General features: G+C 44.1%; 28 protein-coding genes and 1 pseudogene. 10 read left to right on the forward strand and 19 right to left on the reverse strand.

Going from position 1 to position 26,558, the window contains the following annotated elements:
• The first annotated feature begins 45 nt into the window (after positions 1-45).
• Together QUB39_RS09580 and QUB39_RS09585 are read left to right on the forward strand one after the other, a co-directional pair.
• Positions 46-261, forward strand: a complete 216-nt coding sequence (locus QUB39_RS09580) for a hypothetical protein (RefSeq protein ID WP_333260991.1) — start codon at positions 46-48, stop codon at positions 259-261.
• A 15-nt stretch (positions 262-276) separates the two neighbouring features.
• Positions 277-408, forward strand: a complete 132-nt coding sequence (locus QUB39_RS09585) for a hypothetical protein (protein WP_333485052.1) — start codon at positions 277-279, stop codon at positions 406-408.
• A gap of 390 nt (positions 409-798) precedes the next feature.
• Here QUB39_RS09585 and rppB read toward each other — a convergent pair whose 3' ends face one another.
• From rppB to QUB39_RS09620, 7 genes are all read right to left on the reverse strand, one after another.
• Positions 799-2,166, reverse strand: coding sequence for a two-component system sensor histidine kinase RppB (gene rppB / locus QUB39_RS09590; protein ID WP_333260988.1), 1,368 nt, complete (start codon positions 2,164-2,166; stop codon positions 799-801).
• Positions 2,167-2,370: 204 nt separating this feature from the next.
• Entirely contained in the window at positions 2,371-3,060 is a 690-nt protein-coding gene (gene rppA / locus QUB39_RS09595) for a two-component system response regulator RppA (RefSeq protein WP_333176594.1), read from the reverse strand.
• A gap of 171 nt (positions 3,061-3,231) precedes the next feature.
• Complete coding sequence (locus QUB39_RS09600; RefSeq protein WP_333224270.1) at positions 3,232-3,702, reverse strand: DUF2808 domain-containing protein; 471 nt, start codon at positions 3,700-3,702, stop codon at positions 3,232-3,234.
• Between the two features lie 113 nt (positions 3,703-3,815).
• Positions 3,816-4,289, reverse strand: coding sequence for a hypothetical protein (locus QUB39_RS09605; RefSeq protein WP_333224269.1), 474 nt, complete (start codon positions 4,287-4,289; stop codon positions 3,816-3,818).
• A gap of 92 nt (positions 4,290-4,381) precedes the next feature.
• The gene (locus QUB39_RS09610; RefSeq protein ID WP_333224268.1) at positions 4,382-4,858 is read right to left on the reverse strand and encodes a DUF2808 domain-containing protein; all 477 of its coding nucleotides are present in this window, start codon (positions 4,856-4,858) and stop codon (positions 4,382-4,384) included.
• Positions 4,859-5,023: 165 nt separating this feature from the next.
• Positions 5,024-6,058, reverse strand: coding sequence for a C39 family peptidase (locus QUB39_RS09615; RefSeq protein ID WP_333176583.1), 1,035 nt, complete (start codon positions 6,056-6,058; stop codon positions 5,024-5,026).
• 89 nt (positions 6,059-6,147) lie between these two features.
• Entirely contained in the window at positions 6,148-7,203 is a 1,056-nt protein-coding gene (locus QUB39_RS09620; RefSeq protein WP_333176580.1) for an acyltransferase, read from the reverse strand.
• Between the two features lie 310 nt (positions 7,204-7,513).
• Between QUB39_RS09620 and QUB39_RS09625 the strand changes: the two genes are divergently transcribed.
• Positions 7,514-7,735, forward strand: coding sequence for a hypothetical protein (locus tag QUB39_RS09625; RefSeq protein ID WP_333176577.1), 222 nt, complete (start codon positions 7,514-7,516; stop codon positions 7,733-7,735).
• On the opposite strand, the gene QUB39_RS09630 is transcribed toward QUB39_RS09625, so the two are convergent.
• Together QUB39_RS09630 and QUB39_RS09635 are read right to left on the reverse strand one after the other, a co-directional pair.
• Positions 7,725-8,192 (reverse strand): hypothetical protein, encoded by a 468-nt coding sequence (locus QUB39_RS09630; RefSeq protein WP_333176575.1) that lies wholly within the window; start codon positions 8,190-8,192, stop codon positions 7,725-7,727. The two genes, QUB39_RS09625 and QUB39_RS09630, sit on opposite strands and share 11 nt — an antisense overlap.
• 223 nt (positions 8,193-8,415) lie before the next feature.
• Positions 8,416-8,919 carry a hypothetical protein gene (locus tag QUB39_RS09635; protein ID WP_333176574.1) on the reverse strand — a complete coding sequence of 168 codons (504 nt, stop codon included), beginning with the start codon at positions 8,917-8,919 and terminating at the stop codon, positions 8,416-8,418.
• 225 nt (positions 8,920-9,144) lie between these two features.
• On the opposite strand from QUB39_RS09635, the gene QUB39_RS09640 reads away from it, so the two are divergent.
• Positions 9,145-9,291, forward strand: a complete 147-nt coding sequence (locus QUB39_RS09640; RefSeq protein ID WP_015211800.1) for a hypothetical protein — start codon at positions 9,145-9,147, stop codon at positions 9,289-9,291.
• Positions 9,292-9,890: 599 nt separating this feature from the next.
• On the opposite strand, the gene QUB39_RS09645 is transcribed toward QUB39_RS09640, so the two are convergent.
• Positions 9,891-11,198 (reverse strand): hypothetical protein, encoded by a 1,308-nt coding sequence (locus tag QUB39_RS09645; protein ID WP_333176572.1) that lies wholly within the window; start codon positions 11,196-11,198, stop codon positions 9,891-9,893.
• A gap of 3 nt (positions 11,199-11,201) precedes the next feature.
• Complete coding sequence (locus QUB39_RS09650; RefSeq protein WP_333260984.1) at positions 11,202-12,278, reverse strand: cysteine synthase family protein; 1,077 nt, start codon at positions 12,276-12,278, stop codon at positions 11,202-11,204.
• Positions 12,279-12,696: 418 nt separating this feature from the next.
• Between QUB39_RS09650 and QUB39_RS09655 the strand changes: the two genes are divergently transcribed.
• On the forward strand, positions 12,697-13,143 hold the full coding sequence (locus QUB39_RS09655) for a heavy metal-responsive transcriptional regulator (protein ID WP_333260981.1): 447 nt from the start codon (positions 12,697-12,699) through the stop codon (positions 13,141-13,143).
• Here QUB39_RS09655 and QUB39_RS09660 read toward each other — a convergent pair.
• The 8 genes and pseudogenes from QUB39_RS09660 to QUB39_RS09695 all read right to left on the reverse strand — a co-directional run.
• Positions 13,144-13,329: pseudogene (locus tag QUB39_RS09660) on the reverse strand (efflux RND transporter permease subunit); the annotation flags it as partial.
• On the reverse strand, positions 13,330-13,794 hold the full coding sequence (locus QUB39_RS09665; protein ID WP_333176565.1) for a hypothetical protein: 465 nt from the start codon (positions 13,792-13,794) through the stop codon (positions 13,330-13,332).
• A 246-nt stretch (positions 13,795-14,040) separates the two neighbouring features.
• A complete protein-coding gene (locus QUB39_RS09670; protein WP_333260978.1) occupies positions 14,041-14,922 on the reverse strand; it encodes a cation diffusion facilitator family transporter in 882 nt (293 codons plus the stop codon).
• A gap of 96 nt (positions 14,923-15,018) precedes the next feature.
• Positions 15,019-15,513 carry a hypothetical protein gene (locus QUB39_RS09675; RefSeq protein WP_333176559.1) on the reverse strand — a complete coding sequence of 165 codons (495 nt, stop codon included), beginning with the start codon at positions 15,511-15,513 and terminating at the stop codon, positions 15,019-15,021.
• A 101-nt stretch (positions 15,514-15,614) separates the two neighbouring features.
• Positions 15,615-16,091, reverse strand: coding sequence for a DUF2808 domain-containing protein (locus QUB39_RS09680; protein ID WP_333176556.1), 477 nt, complete (start codon positions 16,089-16,091; stop codon positions 15,615-15,617).
• Positions 16,092-16,146: 55 nt separating this feature from the next.
• Positions 16,147-19,272 (reverse strand): efflux RND transporter permease subunit, encoded by a 3,126-nt coding sequence (locus tag QUB39_RS09685; RefSeq protein WP_333176553.1) that lies wholly within the window; start codon positions 19,270-19,272, stop codon positions 16,147-16,149.
• Between the two features lie 65 nt (positions 19,273-19,337).
• Positions 19,338-21,287: an efflux RND transporter periplasmic adaptor subunit gene (locus QUB39_RS09690; protein ID WP_333260975.1), complete on the reverse strand. Its 1,950-nt coding sequence runs from the start codon at positions 21,285-21,287 to the stop codon at positions 19,338-19,340.
• Positions 21,288-21,360: 73 nt separating this feature from the next.
• Positions 21,361-22,077, reverse strand: a complete 717-nt coding sequence (locus QUB39_RS09695) for a DUF305 domain-containing protein (RefSeq protein ID WP_333176548.1) — start codon at positions 22,075-22,077, stop codon at positions 21,361-21,363.
• Between the two features lie 344 nt (positions 22,078-22,421).
• On the opposite strand from QUB39_RS09695, the gene QUB39_RS09700 reads away from it, so the two are divergent.
• From QUB39_RS09700 to QUB39_RS09715, 5 genes are all read left to right on the forward strand, one after another.
• A complete protein-coding gene (locus QUB39_RS09700) occupies positions 22,422-22,544 on the forward strand; it encodes a hypothetical protein (RefSeq protein ID WP_333176545.1) in 123 nt (40 codons plus the stop codon).
• 264 nt (positions 22,545-22,808) lie between these two features.
• On the forward strand, positions 22,809-23,153 hold the full coding sequence (locus QUB39_RS09705) for a metalloregulator ArsR/SmtB family transcription factor (protein WP_333260972.1): 345 nt from the start codon (positions 22,809-22,811) through the stop codon (positions 23,151-23,153).
• A 25-nt stretch (positions 23,154-23,178) separates the two neighbouring features.
• The gene (locus tag QUB39_RS09710; protein WP_333373152.1) at positions 23,179-23,790 is read left to right on the forward strand and encodes a cation transporter; all 612 of its coding nucleotides are present in this window, start codon (positions 23,179-23,181) and stop codon (positions 23,788-23,790) included.
• 222 nt (positions 23,791-24,012) lie between these two features.
• The gene (locus tag QUB39_RS30550; protein WP_445251763.1) at positions 24,013-24,105 is read left to right on the forward strand and encodes a hypothetical protein; all 93 of its coding nucleotides are present in this window, start codon (positions 24,013-24,015) and stop codon (positions 24,103-24,105) included.
• A gap of 360 nt (positions 24,106-24,465) precedes the next feature.
• Complete coding sequence (locus QUB39_RS09715) at positions 24,466-26,448, forward strand: heavy metal translocating P-type ATPase (RefSeq protein WP_333176535.1); 1,983 nt, start codon at positions 24,466-24,468, stop codon at positions 26,446-26,448.
• Positions 26,449-26,558: the final 110 nt, after the last annotated feature.

The following is a 26,558-nucleotide window of genomic DNA, read 5'->3' on the forward strand; positions in this document are numbered from 1 at the left end:
TTGCTATAGATTGCGAACTAAGCGTTTAAAACAGATAGGTGTAGTATGTGGCAGGTTACTAAAGGTTGGCTAAAAGTATCAGGCGCAGAGTTTTGGTTGCCATTGCCGTTTGTGGCGATCGCGTTTTGGTTTGGCTCCAGTTTTCTGACCGCTCAAGAATTGAGCCAATCCCGAACAACAGAGAACAAACTTCAGGCAGATACTCAACTTAAAGCAACCCGGTCTATCAACATATTGCTGATCAATGCGGTCATCAACTAGCAGCAAGGAACGACCATGATTGAGGGGAAAACAGCAGAACCAATTTTGAAGCGATTGAAATTAGAATTGTTGATTACTGATACAAATCCGATCGAGAAAGTGATCGCTAATGTTAAGCAAGCAGTTCAGAAAATAATAACGATATAATCAATGCAATTCTTCTAATTCAGGTAAGGGAATTGTAACGCTATTAGACTATTTCTCTGTCTGAAAATTTGCCCATCTACGACGCATAAAAAGTAATAATTGGGAAACTAAGACCATAATAGGGAGTTCGATAAGTGGTTCAATAGCCAAAACAAGGGTAATCAAAGGATGATTAGGAAAAACAGATGTAGCGATCGCAGATGGTAATGCACGGATTTTGATCTATTTCACCTGTTTTTATTGCACCATTACTACCTTTCTTCGTCCGAAAATCCATACAGTGTTTACTTGAACCACTTATTCAGCAAGCCCTAGTTAGTTAAGTATATTTGTTCATCATACCATAAATGTGCAACGCCCAACGCCCAAGTTCTAGGATGTGCCGATTCCTCAATGATTCATGGCATCATTCACCAACGTCGCATTTCTTTCTCGAAATCGCAGTGTGAAAATGCTACCCGTACCCAATTTGCTCTGCACAGTCAGGCTACCGCGATGTGCTAAGGCTATAGCTTGCGCTATCGCCAACCCCAATCCCGATCCGCCAGTAACGCGATCGCGTGAACTGTTAACTCGATAGAAACGGTCAAAAATTTGCCTTTGATCTTCTGCTGCAATCCCACACCCTGTATCTTGAACATGAATCACAACTAAATGGTCACTTTTCTCTAAAATAACATTTACTTTGCCACCAGGTGAAGTGTATTGAATGGCATTGACAATTAAATTAGAAACTAAGCGGTAAAGCTGGTTAGAATCACCGATAATAGTCAATGGCTGATGCACCCGCAATTCCGATGTTAGCGCTACCTCTCTTGCGAGCGCCATTGCTGCCAATTCCTCGACTAAATCGCTAACCAGGTCATTCAAACAACACAATTGAGGGCGATAGGGTATCGGTTGATTATCCATGCGAGCCAGCAGCAGCAAATCAGCCACTAACTGAGTTAGTCGTCGGTTTTGGCGATCGATCGTCCGCAAAGTTTCCCGCGCCTCTTTTTCATCCAATTGAGACGTCAACAGCGCTGATTCTACTGTCGCCTGCGAAGCAGCTAAAGGCGTTCGTAATTCGTGAGCGGCATCCGCTGTAAACTGTTGAATTTGTCGGTAGGAAGCATAAATCGGTTTCATTGCCAATCCTGCCAATAACCAACTAGAAAAGCCGACCAAAATCAATGCTGTAGGCAATCCTAATTTCAAAACCAATTTCACTGTATTGAGATAATCATTGAAGTCTTGCAGGCTCCGCCCCACTTGAATATATCCCCATTTTTGCTGTGTTTTGGTGTGTAACACTACAGAAATTTGGTGATAAACATTGCCTTTGGTGTCAGTTATTGTTTGCCAGTATTTGGAGTTAAATTGTGGTGATAATTCTTCTGGAGAAGCGCCTGCTGTAGCAATCAATTTCCCGGAATAATCAAATAAACGAATATAGTAATAGCCTTGGTTGATAGCGCTTAAAATATGGCGGCTTGGCAACTGTTCTTTAATGCCTTTAACTCCAGTTAGGCGGAGGTTGGGCAAAAATTCGTTTACTATAGGCTCCAAGCGTCCGGGCTGCTGCAATTTGAGTTCTAGGCTGTCGTGTAGCGTCCCAGCTACCAATTCTAATTCCCGGTCTATGGCTACCCAGTGAGCGTGGGCGATCGCCCTATATACGCCAAATCCCAACAAGCTTAAAATCAAACCCATTACTGCTGCATAGGAAATGGCTAATTTCCAGCGAGTCCGGTTAAATAGTTTATTTTGATTCATTTTTCATAACTTGGTAATTGGTAATTCTTAATAGGTAATTGGTCAGGACTTACGCATTTCAACGTAATTCTGTCATTCTGAGTGTACCGAAGAATCTCACAGAGGCTTCACTACACTGCGTTGCGTTTGACTCATGACAGACACAATAGCTGCGTCCAGGACTGTTGGTAAATAAAAGGGGTTCTGAACAATGCCCACCCTACTTTAATTTCTCATCCGGTATCCTACGCCGTGTACAGTTTCAATTAAATTCGCGCCGCCAACCGACTCAAGTTTGCGCCGCAGCAAGCGCACTTGAGCTGCTACGACATTGCTAAAGGTATCTGCACTAACCTCCCATAGCTGATTCCGAATTTGGTCGGTGGTGACAATTTGGTTCGGATGTTTCATAAAATATTCTAACAGTTGAAATTCTTTGTTGGTCAGCGAAATTATCTGGTTTTTACCGTTGCGTTCGAGATGACAAGCAGTGCGATTTCCGCAGTCGAGAACGAGATTTCCTACCTGTAGCTGTTGCGGTTGAATTTGGGGCGATCGCCTTTGCAAAGCCCGCAATCTTGCTAACAGTTCCGCCATCCCGAACGGCTTCACTAAATAATCATCAGCCCCCGCATCGAGTCCAGCCACTTTATCTTCCATTCGGTCTTTTGCTGTCAGCATCAAGACTGGCAATACGCTATTTTTTGCGCGCAATCTTCGCAGCAGTTCCAACCCTGAAAATCCTGGAAGCAACCAGTCAAAAATAGCCAAGTTATATTGAGTCCAATGACTTTCTAAGTATTCCCAAGCTTCACAGCCATCCTGGGCCCAGTCAACGATATATTTTTCTTGCTTCAAAGTGCGATCGATCGCTTTTCCTAAATCTGGCTCATCTTCAACTAGCAAAACTCTCATAACTATAATTTATAGCAGTAAATCCCTTTAAAACTTGATTAGCAAACAGATAGCAGCGCCTAAAGTTCCCCAATTTTCGCCTTTGAATGACAAATAGCAGATTTTAAATTGCAACTTTCTCTAATTTATTCAAGTTACTTGCAATTTAAAATCCTTAAAGACCAGCTACATTTAGTAGGTTTGAATTAAAACTGTACCGAGTGGTATGTCTGCGTTTATTCCCACCATTTTGCCAGCGATTGCGTACCTCCAATTGTGACTGTAACCTGGAGTGTGAATGCCCCGCATATCAATTGATATGGTGGTGTCAGAAGAAACAGGTTGGGAGAAAACCACTGTCGCTTTTCGGTTATTAACAGAAACTTGAGACTCGATTTTTTGACCAGATTGATTTGTTACGTCAATGCCGCTACGCATTTTCACATCTTCCGGCAAATCAATTGTGAGTGCTGAAAGAGCTCTTCCCTGAACGTGAACTTCAAAATGATGGGTAGCAGCCTGAAAGCGAGCGTTATTGGGATGGGCGCCGCTGTGTACGAGGTGAGAAACATTAGCATTTCGCATGGCTCCTCCTGCAAGAGTAGTCGGGGCATTAAATGCTAGCACAAAGGTGAATGCAGCAGCGTAAAGTAACTTTTTCATGGCGATGTTCCTCAAATAATTAACTCAATGGACTTGGCATTAATTGGTTTAAAAGCCCTGAAATAAATCCAGGTAAGATGTCAGTCGTTTAAAGACTCAACCTTCACAAGCATTTACCAACGCGGGAGAGTTTGAATATTAGCCGTACCAACTTTTATGTCTGAACTCTGACCCACTTTCTTGGCATAAACGCGGTAGATATAATTACTCGGGTAGATTGAAGCCTCAACCTCAAGCACAGAAATTGTCAGCACAGTTCCGGCAACTACAGGTTTGGAGAAAACTACGGTTGCTTTTCCACCTTTAACAGAAGTTGTTGCATCAATCTTTTCACCGGATTGACTGCTTACTTCAATACCCTTGATTCGCAGTGATGGCAACTGAATTGACAGTTCTGAAATGGCTTCTCCCTCAACGTGAACGTCAAAATCGTGGAAGGCTCTCCAAGTTGGGTAGTCAGGATAGGAACGGCCTCCGACAATGTGAGGAGATTGGGAATCTCCCGGTATTCCTGTTGCTTTTGCTGCGGAGATAGAAGAGGCAAGAATTAAGGCAAATACTGCACCAATGCTAATTATTTTTTTCATGACTGCACTCCTTGAAAACTAACTGCTTATTTCTTAGTTTGATAGGTATGAATGAAACCAGGATGAAATATCGGCCGTAACACCTGATTTTTTTATTGATAGCTGCGAACCCGCGCCATACCGAGGGGTATGTCTGCATCGTCGCCAACGGATTTAGCAGCAACCTGGTACATCCAAGCGCTAGAAACTCCTGAAGTTATTACTTTATTCAGGGCAATTTTGATTGTGGTTTCGGCAGATACAGGTTGGGAGAAGGTTAGTATAACTTGATTGCTGTTGACAGAAACCTTAGTGTCAATTTTTTGACCTGAATCGTCAGATATACTGATATCATCCCTGACAGTTAACCCGGCAGGAACGCTAATTTTTAATTGAGAAATAGCCCTACTTCCTTGAGGAATGTGCAGCCGGAAAGTATGCCTGACAATTCTTGCCTTAGTTTCTGGAAATTGTACTGAACTATCAATGTGAGGAAAATTCTCGGCACCTGTTCTGGTACTCGCATGGACAGCAGGAACTAAAACTGCGGCTGACAGAGCAAATACGCCACCGTAAATGAGTGTTCTCATAGTCTTGACTCTCCAGGGATTTAAGTACAGTATGCCAACCTACTTCAACATTCATATTTGAAGAGTCAGCTTCTTATTAACTAGATTGACAGCTAATAATGAAATCAAGATGAAATATGAACCAGTGAGAGGTGAATTTTAATCGCAAACAAGCGCTTTACTCTCTTACTTGGAAATGAAATGAACCCAGAAATTTCCATCTGCCATACAAACGCGACGAATTAAGTCATAGGAATAATGAAGATAGGCTCCAGTGGCGTTGTTGTCATACCCGCTAGCAAACCATTCTCCATAAGGATCGTGAACAATCAAGCCAGTTTCGTCATATCCAACTACGGGCAGAATATGACCGAAAGGAGTAAAATAGCCATGTATGACCGTTGGGTTTCCATCTACTAACCAATCTTTAACTTCCTCAAATGTCGCATTCTCTTTAAAGGTATCTTGAGCACCATACTCTCTGACAATTTTTGCTAAGTCGTAGGGGTTCCAGCGACTGTAACCTTTGTTGAGTGCATATTGGTAGAGTTCGTCCTCAAATTGACCGATCTTGTCCCGGCGCGGTTTGTTGAGGAACTGCAAGCACATTGCCATTGATGTGACATTGCAAGCACCAGTCGGATTATAGTAATTATCCAGTTGGTACTTGTAAGGAAAATTAGCAAGTTGAAAGCTCTTAGGCTTAGTTTTTGGATAAATTACCTTTCCTTCTTGTAAAATTTGGACGTGCGACCTATAGACATACCAGATTTGAGAATTTTTAAAGGAATCTTTTCGCAAAGCTACTCGGATGTGATCGCGAACCATTTCATAAGAGACAAGCTCCAATACTTTCCCCGTTTCAATTTTTTGTTTCTCTGCATCTGATAAATTTAACGCATAGATAGGTCTAGCCTTGAGAACTGTCTCATTAACTATCTTGAGGACAGGAGGTGGAAATTTGAGATCCGATGGCTTGGCTTCAATAAGTTTCTCGGCTGTTTTTGCTCCGATAAATCCTGGTTCATCAGTGCACTGAATCAGCTTGTGAAATCGATTGAGAGCCGCAGTAGAGACTGGACTAAAGATGCCGTTGGCTGGAGGGTCTAGCAAACCTAAGTCGATGAGACGAATTTGGATTTGGCGAGTTAGCTCTTTATCGGCAGCGATCGCCTTTACATCCACTTTCTTATTGGTTCCTACAATGTTTTGGAGTTTCATAATTAATTTATTGAATATTGGAACTAAATGTTAAACCCATTTCCCCATTTTCGATCGCCTCGCCCCCACGGATGTTGCGTAAATCCAGATTAAATTCCCAGAATGTACTGACTGTAATTCTTGGGTAAAAGTTTTTGCAACAGGTAAATAATCCCAAAACAAACTAGCAAATCTACCGTCACTAAAACTCCGAGCTTGAGCAGGGGATCGGGAGAATACATAAATTTATAAGACGCTAAATTAACATAGTTTACTACCATCACATCTAGCAGGTATATAGGAAAGGAGTAAGCCGCCAATATTTTGACTAATTTCGATAGGTTACTGGGAAGTCTGATGCTTTTAGAAAATGCCAATATCGACAGTACGAACAAAATTGCGTATCCTTGAGTAGATAGTTTAAAAAACGATCGGGCAAACCAGGCATCCGAATTCACTTCACTGAGTAGGTAAAATTCCCAAATACTTGCTAGATAGAACAAGATAGTTGCTGCTAAAATAAGCATTTTTTGGCGCTGAAGGTATCTTTGAATGTTGTCATAACAACTGCCAAGAACTAAACCAGTGGAAAACGGCAAAATCCAACTAAAAATCCAGCGCTCTATCAGCGGTATAGGTAGGGAAGGTAAGTATTTGAAAGCAGCTAAGTAAAAGACTATGGTAAAAACTATTTGAATGGTGAAACCCAAAGCCAAAACTTTTCGAGGCTCTAAGAATCTTAATTTAACTAGAATCCACCACCACAAATAGCATTGAACAATCACAACTATAAAGTAATAGGGGGGCATCACAGAACCTGTCAGCACATCTCTAACTAATCCAAGTAAATCAAATCGTTTGAGGTTGCCCAAATTATTTAAAATGTAGAAGGCTACCGACCAAAAAAGATAGGGCGGTATAATTCTTGACAGCCTTTTCTTTAATATCAGCGTCGGATTATTTTGATTGTCAAGCTTGTTGGTAAGAAAAAAACCGCTGATCAGTAAAAATGCAGGTACGCAGAAAAGCTGGAGTGTATCGATCGAAATAAATAGAATTCTGCGATCGGGTAATGACAAAAAACCAGCATGAATAATCACAACACTGACGATCGCCAAAGCTCTGATTAAATCGAATTCAGCAAACCTAGTAGATGCTTTTTGCATTGTAAAAACAGGGTAGTGATGGTAGCCACACTCGGCTGCAAACGATATCTGTCAAGGGTTTCAGTCTTAAGTTGACACCTGCGGGCAGTGACGTATCCCTACTGCTTGGCGGGTGCAACACCAGAAACGTTACATTCTGATTAGACAGCGTTTAACCGCGATCAACTTAAGGTTTACATTCCTAAATGAAATCAGGATGAAATTTTTAATATTGATGCGACTTATAGTCCAGGTAAATAGCTCATTCTCTAACAGCAATCCGGTATGCTATCATAAAATGGCAGAATTACCCTACTGTGAAAATGACAGAATGAAACTTATAAAAATGAGCCAGCAAAAATTAAAAAACCCAATTCTCCTATGGATGGGTATGGGGATAGCAATGCTGGCGTGTTGCCTTGTGCCTATGGCTGCTTTCTTCTTTTTAAACGGAAGTTGGCGGGCATTAGTTGGTCACGACAACAAACAGCCCGCCAGTAACCCGTCAACCAGTCAGCAGCAGCTTCAACCTACTAAAAAGTCTACCGAGTGAAGGTGAATCGACCGTCTACCTTTTGACCGTTAATATCAGCACTAATCTTCATCTGATACTGACCGACAACTTTTCCAGGCAGCAAAGCTGTATAGTGCTGGTCTTTCTGGTCATAAGTGAAGGTAACAGTCTTTTGAGTGCGATCGGGCATCTGAATTTGACCGGTTATCTTCGCATTAGGTATTGCCTGGTGGTTGTCGCCTTTTTGCAAATAGAAATCCAGGTGAGTTTGAGTGGCTTCTTTCCCGACAACTAACTCTAGATGATAGGGCCCTGATTCAACGACTTGACCGCCTTTGTTTTGAGCGGCGGCTATCTCTGTTCTTGCAATGGGTTTTGAAGACGAGACGGCAGAACTGTTGGCTGAAGTAGCAGCTTGGCTGTTGTTACTTCCAACTCCCCAAAATATTAGCCCCACAGTACCCAGAACAATTAAACCTGACTTTACTGTTTTCATGGTCTTTCTTCCTTAGATTAGGGATTTTGTACTCTTATAAATTTCCGAGCATTGACTTTCATTAATGCTAGGACATCCAACCAAATGATTATTCCTTCTATTCGTCGCTCAACCGGATAATCTTGGTAATTTAGACTATTCATTTTGCGAGAAAGCTATGGTGCTTCTCCTCTGTTTAAATCATTTTAGGGGATTTCCGATCAATTGTAATAAAACTTGCATTCTATTGACTGAAGGTAAAACGACCGTCAACTTTTTCTCCGTTAATATCCGCAGTCACCTTCACTGGATAATTTCCTGCATCTTTGCCTGGAAATACAACGGCGTAATGTTTGCCATCAGCATCGTATTTGAAGTCCAGCGTTTGCTGCTCTCCATTGGGAGACTGCACTTGTGCCGTCACTTTTGCATTAGGAATCGGTTCGTGGGTATCACCTTTTTGCAAATAAAGATCTAAGTGAGTTCCGGTATCCTCTTTCAGAGTTAAAAGTTCTAGGTGGTAAGGTCCAGACTCGACAACTTGACCTCCTTTAGATGGTTTGAGAGGTCCTGTTTTAGCGGATGCTGCAGGAGAAGCGGCCGGACTGGAAGTATTAGGTTGAGAGGCAACAGGAGCGGATGTTGGGCTGCTGTTTGGGCCGGTTCCTTGGTCGCTTTTGCTGCAAGCTCCCAAAAACAGCAATCCGACACTGCCTAGAATAACTAAGCTTGACTTGAGCGCTTTCATTCGATTTACTTTTTGGGTACAATGATTAGAATATGACACCCAAAAATGAAATCAGGATGAAATCTTCAGACTTTCATACAGGTATTCGGATTGTGACATCGGAAATTCAATATTTTTATCATTTTTAATCTTCCCCCCCCTTGACTCTATAGCCTACTTGAGGGTTTATGCTATATATAGTTTCCCAAAGAAACTTTTCGATCCTAGATTCCCAGGTAAAAATTCATGATTAAAGCAACTCAGACTAAACGCTTCACTCTTGCAGCTTTGACGGCAGTTCTCCTGACAGCAGGTACAGCCGCGGTTGTCTTTGCCGCCGGCCCCTGTACTACTCCTACTCCTGACTGCCCTCAAGCTAATTGCGATAAATAATCCTTATTTTTCCACTGCGTGTAGATTCCATCGCCAATTTTTCGCCGGATAAGCAAGAAAATATCCGACAGCAGCACGATCTCAATTTTGAGTGACTGCTGCTTTTTTCTCCAATATTATTCTTGACAATATAGAGTATATTATCGAAAAATTGGATGACTATAACCACTACACAAAACTGAAAGTGGCTATCACTATAATGATTGGGTTCAAACTTGCCTAAAACTGCTATGAAAAAATTTGGAACAGAATCCTTAGAACAGCAGCTACTAAAAAGTCGTTCAACAATTATACTTACTCACATCAAATCTGGTAGCTAGTTTTCTAATTGCTCTTTTACCCTGCTTCTCGAATAGTGCGATCTTGCTTGTGTGCACACTACATATAGTGTGCACACAAGTAAGTGCTGAGATAGTATAACACCCTGGCGGGGTGACAACCCCGCCAACTGTAATCGACAACTAAAGCGATGGCGATGGGGAAAATAATGATGATGCCAAGAAGTAAATACTGATTAGCGATCTCTCAAAATTTTGATGGTTTACTCCATGCGATCGAGGATGTCTTACGCCTTGCGTCCGGCACAGCCTTGGCGGTTGCTATAATTGTTTGCGTAAATTGAACGCGAGACAGGATACTTCTATTGTTAAAGAAATAATCATCGCGCTCGCAGCCGCAATTGCACCCGATGCCCCAAGCTGAACTGCACCGAACGCAACTAAAAGCAATATAGTCGTGCCAATCCAAGTTGCATAATTCAGACCTTTGGTTTGACCTGCCCCGACCAAAAAACCTTGAGTAGCATTTTGCACCGCCACCAGAAGGGGTACAAACGCGCACAACAGCAATACGGGACGGATACTCTCAACCAGGGCTTCATCGTTGCCGATAAAACTTTGCACAACCTGCAACCCAAATGGCGTTGTACTACCTAAAAACAACAGTAGCGAACAAAATCCACCCACACTGAGGGCAAATGCAATTAATTGGCGATCGCTCACTTGATCTCGATTTTTGATAATCACCTGCTGCACCATGCGAGTCGCATTGGCAATCACCAAAACCAATCCCCAAGCCGCAGGCCAAGCCGCCAATGCAATATTAGCGTCTTGGGCGCGGGCAATAATTCCCACCAGGACAGCACGTCCGCCCCAGACTACTAGCATTGAAGAGCCTAAAGGCCAGTAGAAATTCCACACACTTTTGAGATTGGTGGGTAGCTTTAACTCAGAATCAATTGGTCGAGGCAGACGAGTGGCTCCTAGCCGGTGCGCCGCAATGGTTACAACCAGCGCCTCTGAGAGAACCCCCGCGATTAAAGCAGTCCCCGCCAGCAGTGCGCCTGACATTTTCAACATAAATCCGCCCCATAACGTTAGGGCTACAATTAACAAACGAACCATGCTAGCTTTGGCAACCGCCTGAGAATGACCTGTGTGGATGAGCAATCCTTGAAAATAACGCCGCCACGCGATCGCCAAAGGCCACAGAAACATTAACGTCAACACACTCTGCACTGTCTGCCGCAATTGGGGTGGAATTCCTAACAGCGTCCCTCCCAGCGTGGCGAAAATAAACGGCAGCGTCAGCAGCAACAGTAACGCACTCAGTCCGCCGCCTGCTAAAAGCGTAAATCGCCACAAGGCGCGACGCGATCGCCCATTCGGTGCAAGCGCATTCGAGGCGTGCAGAATCATAATAATCGGACTTTCAAAAAAGACCGCAAGGGCTTTGGCAATGCCTACGGCTGCCAAATTCACCCGTGCATCGGGTAAATGAGCTAGGGCAGCCGTCATCATCGGATCGCCAAAAGCCATTGCCACATCGCTGAGGGAGAGGGGAATAAATTGCCGCCATAAATCTAGCAGACCGATTTTAGACGGACTTTGAGAAGCCTTTAAGGTCATTGTTTATGAAGGTTGTTGCTGTTGCACGAGGGTAAGAGGGACGCTTTGAAGGGCGTTAATTGTAGCGGTGAGGGCTTTTTGTTCTAAGATTTCAATCCCTTGCTCGGACAGCCATTCTGGATTGTAGACTGTTTCGAGATAGCGATCGCCCCGATCCGGGTTCAACAGTACCATGCGTTGAGGATGGGGATGCTGCTGGCTGTAAGCCAGGGCAGCGGCAACGATAGCGCCTGTGGATGCTCCTAACAACAAGCCTTCTCGACGTGCCAGGGCATGACAAACAGAAAAGGCAATGCGATCGTTCACAGAATACGCTGCATCCAGTACCATTGGATCAAAATTGGGCGGTACAAAAGATAACCCTAATCCTGTCATTTTATAGGGGTGAGACGGCGTGCCAAAAATAGCCGAACCTGCCACATCTACGCCGACAATTCGAGTTTGGGGATGGCGCTGTTTAAAATATCGGCTAATTCCTGCCAATTGTCCCGCCGTACTAATCCCAATAACAATAACATCTGGTGCGACGGGAAAAGCCTGTTCGATTTCGCGAGCAGTAAATTGCTCGTGGGCAGTTGGGTTTTCGGGATTGCGGTGCTGGCAAGGATACCAGGCACCAGGAATGGTTTCGGCGAGTTCTTTGGCTTTTTTCATCCTCGCAACTTGCATCGATCCATTGGCATCGGCCGCACTCAGGGGGACATCTACCAATTCTGCTCCATAGGCAGCCAGCATTCGCCGAATCGGGGGCGGTGTTTTAGCATCGATGACAATCATCACGCGATAGCCTCGCGCTGCACCAATCATTGCTAAACCAATGCCGAAATTACCCGAACTAGATTCAACAATTGTGCCGCCGGGGGCGAGTAATCTGGTACGTTCTGCGTGTTGAATCAGACATACAGCATTTTTCTCTTTAATGCTGCCACCGGGATTACAGGATTCTAATTTGAGATAAAATTCGTGATGCTGACAGAGTTCGCTCAAGCGATTGAGACGAACAATGGGAACCTGTCCAATTGCCTGGGTGATATCGCCAGCTAGGGATGATTTCAGCGCTGTTTGTAGAAGTTCAATCATTGATTTAGATCCTTCAAAATACACGGTAGTTAGTCATGGTCATCTATCTTCCTTGCCTGCGAGAAATTTCAGCATTTGAGCGCGAGATTATGCTCATCAATTAGCCAGAGGGCATCTTTGCCTAATTACAAGCTTGCAACGCCAGAATGAAATTGGGGTGAAATAAGTCAGGTTCATTAATTTAAAAATTTATAGGAAAGAGCGCAGGTATAAGTGGTTTTTATATTTGCAGGGATAAGCAAGAGAATATCCGACAGCAGCAGTAACTCAAAACAGAGTTACTGCTGCTTTTTGAGTCACTAAAATTTTTGACAAAATAAAATATTTTATCAGCCAAAATTGGGTGAGTATAACCAGCACAAAAAAGCGAAACTGGCTCCCGCTATAATGATAGGGTTCCAATTTACCTAGAACTACTATGACCAAATTTGAAACAGAATCCCTAGAACAGCAGCTACTAAAAATAGGAGAACTAGCCAAGCAAACTGGTGTTACTGTAGGCACCCTGCGATACTATGAAAGCCTAGGGTTACTGGAACCTGCCTTACGCAACAGTAGCGGTTATCGTTATTACACAGCCGATGCTGCCAGAAAAGTGCAATTTATCAAGAAAGCCCAAAGACTCAACTTTTCTCTTCAAGAAATTCAGCAAATTTTGGCCTCTCGCCGTCAAGGAATAACAGCTTGTCCGCTAGTGCAAGACTTATTAAGTCGCAAAATAGATTTCTTTGAGCAGGAAATTCAGCGCATGAGTGCGTTCAAAGCTGAGTTGGAAGCTTATAAAAAACTTTGGACAAATCGAACTTCAGACAATCCCGATAGCGAGGAACTTTGCACTTTGATTGAGGGAGTGAAGGAGGGTTGATCAGTTCGCTATTTCAGCTTTAACTACCTTGCCGTCTTGAATAAGTGGCTGAGGTTGTTGAGGTCGTAAAATTTTCCCAATTTTAGCATACAAAGCTGGCAAAACTAACAGAGTCAAGGCAGTAGAAGTAAACAATCCTCCTAAAACTACTACTGACAAAGGTTGCAAAATTTCCTTTCCCGCGCCTCAATAGACACGAAATTGAGCTACACCAATAGGAATTTCTCTATTAACGCCAACAAATTTAGTAGAAATTCGGTATAGCCAAACGTTAGAAACACCTCTTATTCTTACATCGTTTAAAACAAGTTTAAGCTTCGCTTCTGACGCAACTGGTTGAGAGATTTTCACTACAATTTGGTTGTCTAAAATAGAAAAATCAGCATTAATTTTTCCTTTCACATCGTCTGTTAAAGTGATATTGTTGCTGACTATTAACCCCTTTGGAACATCAATAATCAGATGAGAAAGAGGGCTACGGCCTTGAGGAATGTGCAACCTAATCGTATGCCGAACAATCCTCGACCGAGTTTGAGGAAATTGTACAGCTCCATCAATATGAGGACTAGATCCTATGCTGGCACCGGCATAGTCAGCAGCAATCGGAACTGTGAGAGCTAAAGCTACAGCCGAACAGATTAGCCTTTTCATTATTTTACTCCTGTATGACAACCGATTTCGTTAATCAAGCCTCAGAATCCTTAGTAAACGACTCTGTTATTATCTAAATTGACATATTGAGATGAAATCAGGATGAAATTTTTGACCGTTCAAGCACATTTATCCAGAAATCAGATTTTCAAAAGAAACTATTCATTCATGTTGTGGTAAGTTGCTACTGCCGAGGGTGCGATGCGACAGTATCGAGAATAGTGTATATCAAGATATTTTTTATACTCACAACACAACATTTTCTTGAGCAAGAGGACAAGGATAACTCGGATCGCCAGTTTCTACTTGGAGCGTAGTGTGTTCAATACCAAAAAGGTCGTGCAGCTCTCGATTTACCTGCACTAAAAAAGCATCGCCGGGATAAGCTGTAGGCATTACCAAGTGAGCTGTGAGGGCTGTCTCAGTTGTACTCATTGCCCAAATATGAAGGTCGTGAACACCAGCTACGCCAGGGAGTTCAGCTAAATAAGTGCGGACTGCAAGGGGTTCAATGCTTGCTGGTACGGCATCTGTTATTAAGTTGAGGGATTCTTGGAACAATTGCCAAGTCCCTAAAACAATAACAACAACAATAATCAAGCTCACAACAGGGTCAAACCAAAGCCAGCCCGTTGCCACAATAGCGATGCCAGCCAGCACCGCACCCAAAGATACCGCTGCATCAGCAATCAGGTGGAGGAATGCGCCTTTGATGTTCAAGTCATTATGACGATCGGCCATAAACATTAAGGCACTTCCCGTATTAATAGCGCTGCCTACGGCTGCAACGCCAATAATTGTACCGCCTGATACTGAGCTGGGTTCTGAAAAGCGTTGAATAGCTTCCCAAGCGATCGCCCCTGAAGCTACCAGCAGAAAAATAGCGTTCAACAGAGCCGCCAAAATGGAAGAACGACGCAGCCCATAGGTGCGGCGTGCTGTCGGTCGCCGACGGGCCAGGATCGTTGCTCCCCAAGCCAGTAGCAGACCTAAAACATCACTCAAATTGTGACCTGCATCGGCAAGTAGGGCAATGGGAATTGGCAAGAATGCCATAAACTGGCTCAATGATGACAAACCCCGTGTTGAGTGCGATGCTGATGGCAAAGGCACGGTTGTAATTACCACCTCCGTGGTCGTGTCCGTGTCCTCCGTGACTGTGATTGTGAGACACGATCGCTACCCTTGAAGCTTGTTTCTCTTGCCCTACCCAACAGGGAAAATTTACTGATTAAAACTAAAGCGACCGTCTACTTTTTTCCCGCCAATATCCGAAGTAATTTTCACCTGATACTGACCCGCTGCCTTTCCAGGAAGCAAAGCCGTGTAGCTTTTTTCTTGAGCTCCATAGGTCATGGGAAGTGTCTTTTGACTACCATCAGGTAGCTGAATTTGAGCCGTTACTTTAGCATTAGAGATTTCTTCGTTATTGTCTTCTTTTAGAAGATGGAAATCTAAACGAGTTCCATTATCTTCTTTCTCAGAGACAAACTCTAAGTGATAGGGATCTGACTCGACAACTTGAGCGCCTTTGTGAGACGCGCCGGCATGGGTAGAGGGTTCTTTTTTTGCTGCTCCATCGGACGACGCGGACTCGGCAGGCTGTGCACCAGTAGAACTAGCATCGGAATTGGCGGCTTGGTTGCTGTTCCCACAAGCTCCCAAGAAAAACAGACCCACACTTCCTAGAACAATCAAGCCTGATTTGAATAAATTCATGTGCTTTACTCGTTGCATTCAATGATTAGTAATTCTAACAAATTTTACATCATCTTTATCTTGCATACTCCCCTAAGAATTAATGGCAATCTTTAGATTAATTAATCTGTGCGAAACTCAGCTACACCTATGGGAATCTCTGTATCACTACCAATGACTTTAGCTGAAAATCGGTACACAGAAGTAGAATCGAGAATGGGTTGTTTAACTTTGTTGAAATTAATATCAATCCTGCTGCCAGGAGCGACGGGTTCCACGAAGTCTAATATAATGTTTCTGCCATTGACAGAAACATTGATGCTAATTTTCCCACCCTTGTGTTCCAGCACCTCAATATCATTACTCACACCGACAGTGGGTGGAATGGCAATAATTATCTGGGTAACAGGGTTGCTGTTTTCAGGAAAGTGTAATACGAAAGTTTGTTTGACAAGCCGCCAGCGAGTAGGGGAAGAGTACACGTCTCCGTCTACATTGGAAAGCCTACTCTCATCTGTCTCGAAACTTGCATAGCTAGGAGCCATTAAAACTGTACTAACCAGAGTCAATGCAACCGCATTAATTAGTATTTTCTTCACATTATTTTTTTGGAACCTAAACGAATAAGAAAATCGGAGCAATATACCGCGAAAATCACTTTTCAAAAACAGCTTGAACTACCTTTCCGTTGTCAGAAACTGGCGGTGTTTGTTTAGGCACTAAGAATCTACCAAACTTGGCGTACAACGCGGGTAACACCAGAAGCGTTAATGCTGTAGAAGTAAACAATCCGCCTAAAACTACTACTGACAACGGTTGCAGGATTTCTTTTCCCGCGCCGCCTTCTAATGCTAAAGGTGCTAAACCTAAAGCTGAAGTTGAAGCGGTCATCAAAATAGCATTGAGCCGTTCCATCGATCCTTTAATAATTGCTTCCTTAAAAGGCATTCCCTCGGCAAATTTAGTGTTGTAGTTGTCTACTAAAAGCAAGCCGTTGCGGGTGGCAACGCCAAATAATGTAACAAAGCCAACCAGGGAAGCTACAGAGATGATGCCACCAGTTAAAGCTACCGCGATTACTCCTCCCACTAATCCGAGGGGTAAATTAATCATAATCATCGCAGTTGAAGGAATTGACTTGACGGACAAGTACATCAATACTGTAATTACAAGAAAAGAGATCGCACTAAATATCATAATATTTTGCGAAGCTCTTTGCTCGGCTTCAAATTGACCGCCGTACTGGATAAAATAGCCAAAAGGCAACTCCACCTCTTGTTTGACTTTAGCTTGAATTTCATTCACAACCGATCGCAAATCCCTACCTTTAGCATTAGCGGCCGCCACAATCAAGCGAGAAACATTCTCGCGGTTAATCGTATTGGGGCCAGTACCGTATTTGACAGTAGCAACTTGGGCGAGGGGAATTTTATTACCGCTTGGAGTATCAACCAACAAATTCTGAATAGTTTCTAAGTTATTTCGGGCTTCAGGCTGCAACCAAACAACTAAATCAAAAGTTTGCTGAACTTCTAAAACTTGAGAAACAACTTTGCCGTTTAAAGCTGTCTCAATTATTTCAGAAAGCTCTCCGATTTTCAAACCGTATCTACCCGCTGCTTGGCGGTTAAACTTAATTTGAATTTGTTGCACGGGCACCTGCGGTTCGAGTTGCAAATCCACAATTCCCTCAACTGTTTTCATTTGCTCTTCAACTTTTGCCCCGAGGCTGCGAAGCTGATCCAAATCCGGGCCAAAGATTTTGACAGCAATCTGACTTCTGACACCAGATAAAACCTCATCCATCCGGTGAGAAATAAAACCGCCGATATTTGGTGCAACTCCCGGCAATTTAGCAAATTCCTGCCGCAGCGCCTCCAAAGTTTTCGGTCTATTTTTCATGCCCTCCTCGCTCAAACCGATATCAATGTGAGCTAAATTGACTCCCGCAGCATCCGCATCTCCCGGAGCTCTGCCCGATCGCACTTGCACGTATTCAAACCTGCTATCATTCTTAAGTGCATCTTCAATAGCAAAAGCTGCGCTATCTGTTGTCTCCAAAGACACCCCCGGATAAAGCTGAATAGTATTCACCAAAGTTTGCTCCTGAAACTCAGGCAAAAACACCCGTCCAAACGAAGGCAAAATAATTAATGCAGCCACCATGCTAGCAGCAGCAAAAGCTAAAATAATCCACGAATAGCGCATTGACAATTCTACAAAAAAAAGATAGGTGCGCTTGCAAAATCTCGGCAGCCAAGGTTCCTCGGATCTCATGCGTTTAGTAGGCAACAAGATAGCGCAGAGGGCCGGAGATATTAACAGCGATTCCAGACTAGAAATCACCACAACTATCAGATAAGTAATCCCCATAGGCGTAAAAACTCGACCTTCTATACCGGGTAAAGTAAAAATTGGCGAAAACACCACAATCCCAATAACAGTCGCTCCAATTAACGAATCGCGCACCTCCTGACTGCCATCAAAAATCACATCCATTACCGGGCGAGGATGAAGAGAAGCCTTATTTTCTCTCAAATTGCGGTAGGTATTTTCCGCATAGACGATCGCATCGTCGATCGCAGTGCCGATCGCCACCGACAAACCCCCCAAAGTCATCGTATTTAATCCCAGCCCCAGCCAATACATCGCCAGCAGCGCCAACAGCCAAGTCAGAAAGAAATCCAGCAAAACCACCGCCAGAGTGCGCCAATTCATCAAAAACGGGATAAGAATAAGGGTGACGATGATGCTGCCTTCAACTAAAGCCGATCGCACATTCTCCACCGAAGAATTAATATATTCTTCCTGTCGGAAAGTCACAGTAACTTTAATATCTTTTGGTAGAGCTTCCTGTACCTCAGCCATTGCTGCCTCAACCGCTTTCGTTACCGCTGGAGTATCAGCAACGGGCTGTCTGTTTACCATCACAATCACAGCTTTTTTGCCGTTAAAGCTGCCGTCGCCCCGCTTGATAGCAGCACCAACCTTGACATCAGCGACATCACCAATTCTGACGACTGTTCCTTGCCGAGATGCGATCGCAGATTGCTGCAAATCTTCCACAGACTCAATCCGCCCCACCCCCCGGATTAAAGTTTCTCGATCCGGCGTAATTAAATACCCCCCTGGCGCGTTAACATTCGCAGCCGCTGTCGCTTCGGCAACTTGCTGCAACGACACATTAAAAGCTTTTAACTTGGCAGGTTCTACTAATACTTGATATTGCTTCTGATCGCCGCCATAAGCCACGACTTGGGCAACGCCAGTCACGCCTAAAAGGCGGTTTGTGACTTGCCAGTCAACCAGACGGCGCACTTCCATCAAAGGAGTAGTTTCCGAGGTAAAAGCATAGGTAATCACCAGACCGACAGGTGAAGTTGTCGGAGAGATTTGCGGTGTTTCTACCCCAGCCGGGAGTTTGCTTTGCGCTAGCTGCAACCTTTCTGTTATCAACTGGCGCGCTTGATAAATGTCAGTTTGCCAATCAAAAATTACCTTAACGGCAGAAAGGCCCACAGCAGAAGCCGATCGCACTGCTGTTACCCCAGGAGTTCCGTTAATCGCACTTTCGATCGGCAGTGTTACCAAAGACTCGATTTCTTCCGGCGCGAGCCCCGGTGCTTCCGTCTGAATTTCTACCTGTGGCGGTGCGAAAGGCGGGAAGACATCGAGCGACATTTGGGGGATGATAGAAAATGTCCAAAGACTAACAATAATGGTGGCGACAACGACTAGCCACCGGCGGTTTATTACCCATCTAAGAATAGTGCTGAACATTTTATTAGCTTTGAGTTAATAGATACATACTTCTGGCCATTAAATTGCTATATCCACGCAATTGTTTACTTCAAACTCTTGACTTCTTCCTCTTGAGTTTTAACGTGATGGTTGTCATTGTGTAACACCAGTTCAGTGTCTAACGCCGATGCAGAGGCGGAAAAACCATTATTTGCGGCATGGTTTCCTGAATCCGCTGCTAATGCTGGCAATTTGCGCCGATTTCCCAACAACACGCCTGCTGTGAAAGTTAGGGATGCGATCGCAATTCCTCCCCCTATTCCCGCCCACCATAAAGACACGGGTAAATTATTAAAATTAACCTCTGTTGCCTTTGGAGTTGCCTCTTTCTTTTCCTCGTCTTCTGAGTGTTTATCGCTGCCGCCCCGTAAAGATTGGGCGTAAAGTTGAGGTGCTCGCTGCGTTACTATCAAATCTCCCTCGAATAAACCGGTTTTAACTTCAACTAAATCTCCAGCAGTTTGACCGGGTTCAATTTCAACAGCTTGATAAGCATTGCCATTTTGGACGTAAACGGTTTTTTTCCCGCTAACCTCCACTATTGCTGCACTCGGAATTGCTAAAATATTTGTGGCAGTTTTGTCGGTTAAAATCTCCAACTCAGCAAACAGTCCTGGCTTTAATTCGCCGTTAATATTATCTATTTCTGCTTTCACCGGCACAACCCGCGTTTCTCCTTCGACGGATGACCCAATGAAGGCGATTTTTCCATTGAAAATGCGATCGGGTAAATTAGCGACTTTTACCCTGACTACCTGACCCTGTTTTACTTTATTTAGGTCTTTTTCGTAGATATTGGCGGTGGCAAAAACGCGGCTGTCATTTAAGAGACTCATCAACGGTTTTTCAGCGTTTACTGACTCTCCTGGAGTGATTTCGCGATCGGCTACCGTCCCCGAAATCGGAGCAACTACGGTAACGAGTCCTCGATCGTTGGCAACCGTTCCTAATTGTTGGAGCCGCGCTTGATAGGGTGCGTCAGCCAAACGAATGCGCGACTGAGCAACTTGGACGGCAGTTTTGCCGCGTTTGAGTTGGTTCTCGGCTTCTAGGACTTCCCGGCGGCTCTGAGCTCTGGTAAGTTGAGCTTTTGCTTCTGCAACCATGCCTTGAGATTCCCGCAATTCCCGCATTGGGAGGTCTACTTCGGCTTGTTTAATTTCGGTTTGGGCTTGGATAACTTCAGGACGGCTTTTTGCCTTAGCAACAGTGGCTTGTGCTTCGGCGAAGTGCGCTTGCGATTCCAGCATTGTGCGTCGTGCGATCGCTCCTGATGCCACTAATTCTTTGTCGCGCTCGAACTGTTCTTTTGCCACAGTCAGTTCAGTTTCTGCCCGCGCTATTTCGGCTTGCGCTATTTCAACTTGGCGCTGATAGTTTTCTTGAGCGGCTTGCACAACTGAACGCTTGTTTACTAATTCTTGTTCTTGCTGGTACTGCTTAGTTACCGCCGTCAATTGGGTTTTGGCTTGGGCGATTTCTGCTGCGGATATTTGAAGTTGGCGATCGTAATTTTCTCGTGCTAGTTTTAGATCTCCTTGTGCTTGCTGCAAATCTGCCTCAGCTTCAGCACGTTTCGAGAGAGATTCAACCCGCAATTGTCCTAATTCTGAACTCGATAAAACCGCAACCGGTTGACCTTTTGATACTTTGTCCCCAGGCTTAACTAGCAACTCTACTACTTTCCCAGCAACAGGAGCCGTCACTTCTACTTTTTCGTTGGGTAAAGTTTCAATTTGTCCTGTGGTTTTGATGCCAATATCTAGTCGCTGGCGAGCGGCAGGGGAGACTTTAATACCTAATCGTTTTGCTGTTTCAGCATCGACAGAAATAGCAGTAGGAGTTTCAGTTGCTTCGTCGCTATGCTTAAATTCATCTCCGTGGCCAGCGTGGGCAAAAGCGGGGGTGGACTCGATGAATAACAAAAGAGTCAGGAGTATTCCCGAAAAGTGAACAATCGGTGCTGAGGAGCGGACACGGGGGTAGTATTGCATGATTGAGTAGGGGAGAATCTGAACTCAAAGATCAGTTTTGCAGATAAAAATGAAATCCGGGTGAAATATGGTGTTACTGTTTGTACCAAGCTTGCCGCCACTCTTTCATTTGCTCGATTTCTTGCTTTTGCGAAGTCACAATCTCTTGGGACAATTTGTTTATTTCCGGCCGCTTCGACTTCTTCAAAGCATCTTGGGCCATCACTAAAGCTCCTTCGTGGTGGGGAATCATCGCATTGATAAATCGCAAGTCAAATTGGTCGTCAGCGGCCCCTAAATCCATGCTCATCATCATGCTTTGCATTTGTTCGGGAGTCATTGCCATCGTGTGACTCATTGGAGCGTGATAAGCCATTGGCGTACTGCTGGCTTTGGCATACCAAGCTTTTCGCCACTCTTTCATTTGATTGATTTCGCGGTTCTGAGCGGCAATCATCTCATTTGCTATTTTTTTCATTTCCGGGCGTTTGGATTTATTTAGTACCTCTTTTGCCATGTTTACTGCACCTTGATGGTGCAGTGTCATGCCATCAATAAATCGCAAATCGTACTCGGCATCAGCCGGGCCTAAATCCATTGACATATTGTGATCCATGCCATGATTCATGCCACCCATGCCACCTTGTGCCGCGTCTGGCTTGTTGTTCACTTCGGTTGCAGCCGTAACGTTTGGGGCTTGAGTTTGGCTTGTAGGAGCTTTTGAACAAGCTGCGAGCACTCCGCTGGTTAGGGCGGCTGTGGCGATCAATGTCAGCCCTGCAAAGCCGGTTTTTAATGAAATTGGTTTCATACATTTTATATGCTTAAAACGACTATTTATCTTCAGCTTTCCACATATAAATGAAATTAGGATGAAATTTTCGACTGGGAATTGTAAAAAATTATTGCTGTGCTGTCGATCGAACTCAAATTTAAGATTTACAGGACTCACAACCTAATTATGTAGGGTGCACAGTGCGCGCCTTACCCCTATGGGTAGGGTGTCAAACCACTTTTTCCATAATTCCTGATTAATTTCGCAATCCCCCTTGACACTCCAGTGGACTAGAGAAGTCCAAGCAGTTGACTCAGCCGCCGTTGTTTAAGCCGATCTCAAGACGAAGTTGGTGACAATTCAAACTGTGAAACCGGAAAATGAAGTTAGGAAAGCGATCGCATCTGTTGGCAGTTGAAGACAGAAGGCAGAATATTACCCATTCCCAATTTCAGAGTGCATATATGGATCATCTGACAGTCAAACTCCAAGGCATGAGTTGAGTCGGTCGCCCTTCTGCTGGTATCCAGCGCGTTTTTGCTGAAGTTGGACTAGACCCAAAAGCAGCTCAAATCTAAACACTGCAAGCACCAGGGAAAATTGTAGCGATACTGGGAGATGGGATTAACGATGCTCCGGCTTGGGCAATAGCGGATGTGGGAATGGCGACGCTGCTCAGGTGAGGGTATAAATAAGCTTTCAGGTGTTTACATATCATTATTTGCTGATATGATGATACAAAAGAGCTTTGTATTGGAACTAAGCATATGATTGTCTCTGCTCAATCCCAGTCCACTCGCTTGAAAGCAAAACTCTTTCGTGGGTTTTCCGATCCATCCCGATTGGCGATTTTGGACGTGCTGCGATCGCGTGCAATGACTGTGAGTGAAATTGTTGAAGCAACCGGGCTATCGCAATCTAACACCTCAAACCACTTGGGCTGTCTCCGTGATTGCGGTCTGGTAAACACCCTGCAGCAAGGACGGTACACAAGCTATCAACTCGCCGATGCACGAGTTGCTGAGATTTTGGAAATGGTTGAAGAGTTACTGGCTGATGTAGCAAAAGGAGTTTATGAATGTACCCGCTACAACTGCTCAAAGGACGAATAACAACAAGCTAATTAGGAGGCGCACGATGTCAGACTGTGGATGTCACATGGAAGCCAAGAACGCAGCCGAGCGTAAAACGCTGCGAATTCTGTTACTTATCAATGGCACAATGTTTGTCGTCGGAATTGTGGCAGGAGTTTTAGCGGATTCAACTGCCTTAGTTGCAGACTCATTAGATATGTTTGCAGATGCTTCGGTTTACACGATGTCGCTGTATGCAGTTGGCAAATCGGCGCATCACAAGAATCGTGCAGCGAGTCTAAGTGGTATTTTTCAGATCACGTTAGCTGTGATGGTTGTCGTCGATGTGATTCGACGGTTTGTTTGGGGAAGTTCACCCGAATCAGGATGGATGATGGTAATGGCTTTTTTGGCCCTGATTGCTAACAGTTATGGTTTGTACCTTCTCTCAAAGCATCGTAAGGGTGAGGTACATATGCGGGCAAGTTGGATATTTACGCAGAATGATGTAATTGCAAATTTTAGTGTGATCTTCGCAGGTTTCCTAGTCACTCTATTTAATTCTCGCTTTCCTGATTTAATTGTTGGATTTGGAATCGCAAGCCTAGTCGTTTGGGGTGGAATCAGTATTATTCGGGATGCACAACGCGACAGAATGAAGCAACAACGGCTGTAGTAATATCGCTTAACAGGTTTTGCAGCAACGATTTGAACGTTTCTCGCTTCGTTTTAGTTTTTTCATCGCCGAGACATAGAAACAGTACCGAAGATAGCTATGAGTAAAATGTACTCCAGCAACTTAACCCTGGAACAATGGGAGTTGATTGAACCTTTTATTTCACCTGTAACATCTAGGGATCGTCATCCTAAGGTTGAGGTGTGAAATGTCCTGAATGCGATATTTTACCTGTTAACCCAAGGCTGTACTTGGCGTGACTTATTTGGAAATTCCCCACCTTGGCAGAGCGTGCATCGCTACTTCTGCACCTAGCGTAAAGACGGAATTTTGCTGAGGCTAAATGACCGACTTAGAGCCTAGGTTAGAGTTAGCCACAACCGAGTGGTGAGTCGGTCTGAAGCCATCGTGGATAGTCAAAGCATCAAAAACGCAGCAATGGTAAACCAAGCAATGGGATGTGACGCAGGCAAGCAAATAATATGAGTCAATAATTTTTACTTAACCTGAGCAAAACGATAATAATTCTTACTCTCGATCGCAACTTGTGACCGCTAACTAGAACTAACTAGCAGCCCAACTTTTAACTCAATAATTTCCCAAATTTTGAGCTTTGGAGATATAGTATGAATATGTGTTCATAAGTTAATTATTTCTTTCAACCTAGGAGACATCATGAACAAGCCAAAAGCATCGGATTCCGGCTGCTGTAGTTGCAGTCACGACGATCGCCCCGATCTCAGTCATGAGAATCATAACCATGACCACAGCCACAACCGCGGTCAAGGAGACTTCAACCTGAAGCAAGAATTGATTCCTGTGATATCGGTTGTTGTCCTATTTGTTGGCGGTTTAATTTTTGAAGAAAAACTGCACAACACGCCCTATTCTGTAGGTGAATATCTGGTTTTCATCCCAGCCTATCTTTTAAGCGGATGGAATGTTTTAACCAGTGCGGGTCACAACATTCTACGAGGTCGATTTTTTGATGAAAACTTCTTAATGACTATAGCAACACTCGGGGCTGTAGCTATTCACAAACTCCCTGAAGCAGTCGGGGTGATGTTGTTTTTCAAAATCGGAGAACTTTTTCAAGAATTTGCCGTTGGGCGATCGCGTCAATCGATCCGATCGCTTTTAGAAATTCGCCCAGACAGCGCCAACCTCAAGGAAAATGGCGACATCAAAAAAGTTTCGCCCGAAACCGTAGCCGTCGGCGATATCATCCTCGTCAAACCCGGAGAAAAAATCCCCTTAGACGGTGAAATTATAGACGGCAATTCTCAAATTGACACATCTGCACTAACTGGAGAATCAGTACCTCGAACCGTGAAAGCTGGAGAAACAGTTTTAGCAGGAACAATTAACCAGACAGGAGTTCTCACCGTCAAAGTGACCAAACTCTTTGGTGAATCTTCAATCTCCCGAATTCTGGAATTAGTAGAAAATGCCAGAAGCAAAAAAGCTGAAACTGAGAAATTCATCACCAAATTTGCCAGTTACTACACGCCGTTTGTAGTATTTGCATCGCTAGCAGTAGCTTTAATTCCGCCTTTGTTCATTTCAGGAGCAACTAATGCAGACAGATTTTTATGGGTTTACCGCGCCCTAGTCTTGTTAGTTATTTCCTGTCCTTGCGGATTGGTGATTAGCATTCCTCTGGGATACTTTGGGGGAATTGGCGGTGCAGCCAAGCGCGGTATTTTGGTTAAAGGCTCGACTTTTTTAGATACCCTGACAGCAGTCAAGACAGTTGTTTTGGACAAAACAGGAACTTTGACAAAAGGAGTTTTTAAAGTAGCACAAATTGTGCCTAGAAATGGTTTTGCCCAAACAGAGTTGATGACAATAGCGGCTAAAGTAGAATCTCAATCAAATCACCCAGTCGCGAAATCTATTATGGAAGCTTACGGCGGAAATATAGATTCATCGGATGTGAAAGATTACGAAGAAATAGCGGGACACGGCATTCGAGCCAAATTAAATAATCAAATTGTGCTGGCGGGAAATGACCGTTTGCTGCACCGAGAAAATATCCCTCACGATCTCTGCAATGCTGAAGGTACTGTCGTGCATTTAGCGGTAGACAACCGCTACGCTGGCTATATTTTGATTGCTGACGAGCTTAAGGAAGACGCAGTACAGGCTATTCGCGACCTCAAAAAATTAGGTGTTGAGCGAATCGTGATGCTCACAGGAGATAATCAAGCTGTAGCCGATAGTGTTGCGAGAAAGCTCGGTTTAGATTCCTATTTAGCCGAGTTATTACCCGAAGGAAAAGTCGAGGCGATCGAAAAACTGATCGATCAATCTAAAAAAGGCGATAAAATTGTCTTTGTGGGGGACGGAATTAATGATGCACCCGTTCTTGCGAGAGCTGATGTGGGCATAGCGATGGGGGGTTTGGGTTCGGATGCGGCGATCGAAACTGCCGATGTTGTGATTATGGCAGATGCACCGTCCAAAGTGGCTGAAGCTATTCAGATTGCCCGAAAGACTCACAATATTGTTTGGCAAAATATCATTTTTGCCATGTTAGTCAAAGGCATATTTATTGCTTTCGGTGCTTTTGGGTTAGCTACAATGTGGGAGGCAGTTTTTGCGGATGTTGGGGTGGCTTTAGCAGCTATTTTCAATGCGACTAGAGTTTTGAAATAGAGTGTTCGCAGGGTGGGCATTGCCCACCTTACGCCACAATTGAAACATACATTTTGAGGTCAAAAATACTATGCGTCGTCAACGTTCTCAGCCCTGGATTCACCGCTATT

It is taken from the genome of Microcoleus sp. AT8-B5 (assembly GCF_036705565.1).
Classification (GTDB): Bacteria; Cyanobacteriota; Cyanobacteriia; order Cyanobacteriales; family Microcoleaceae; genus Microcoleus.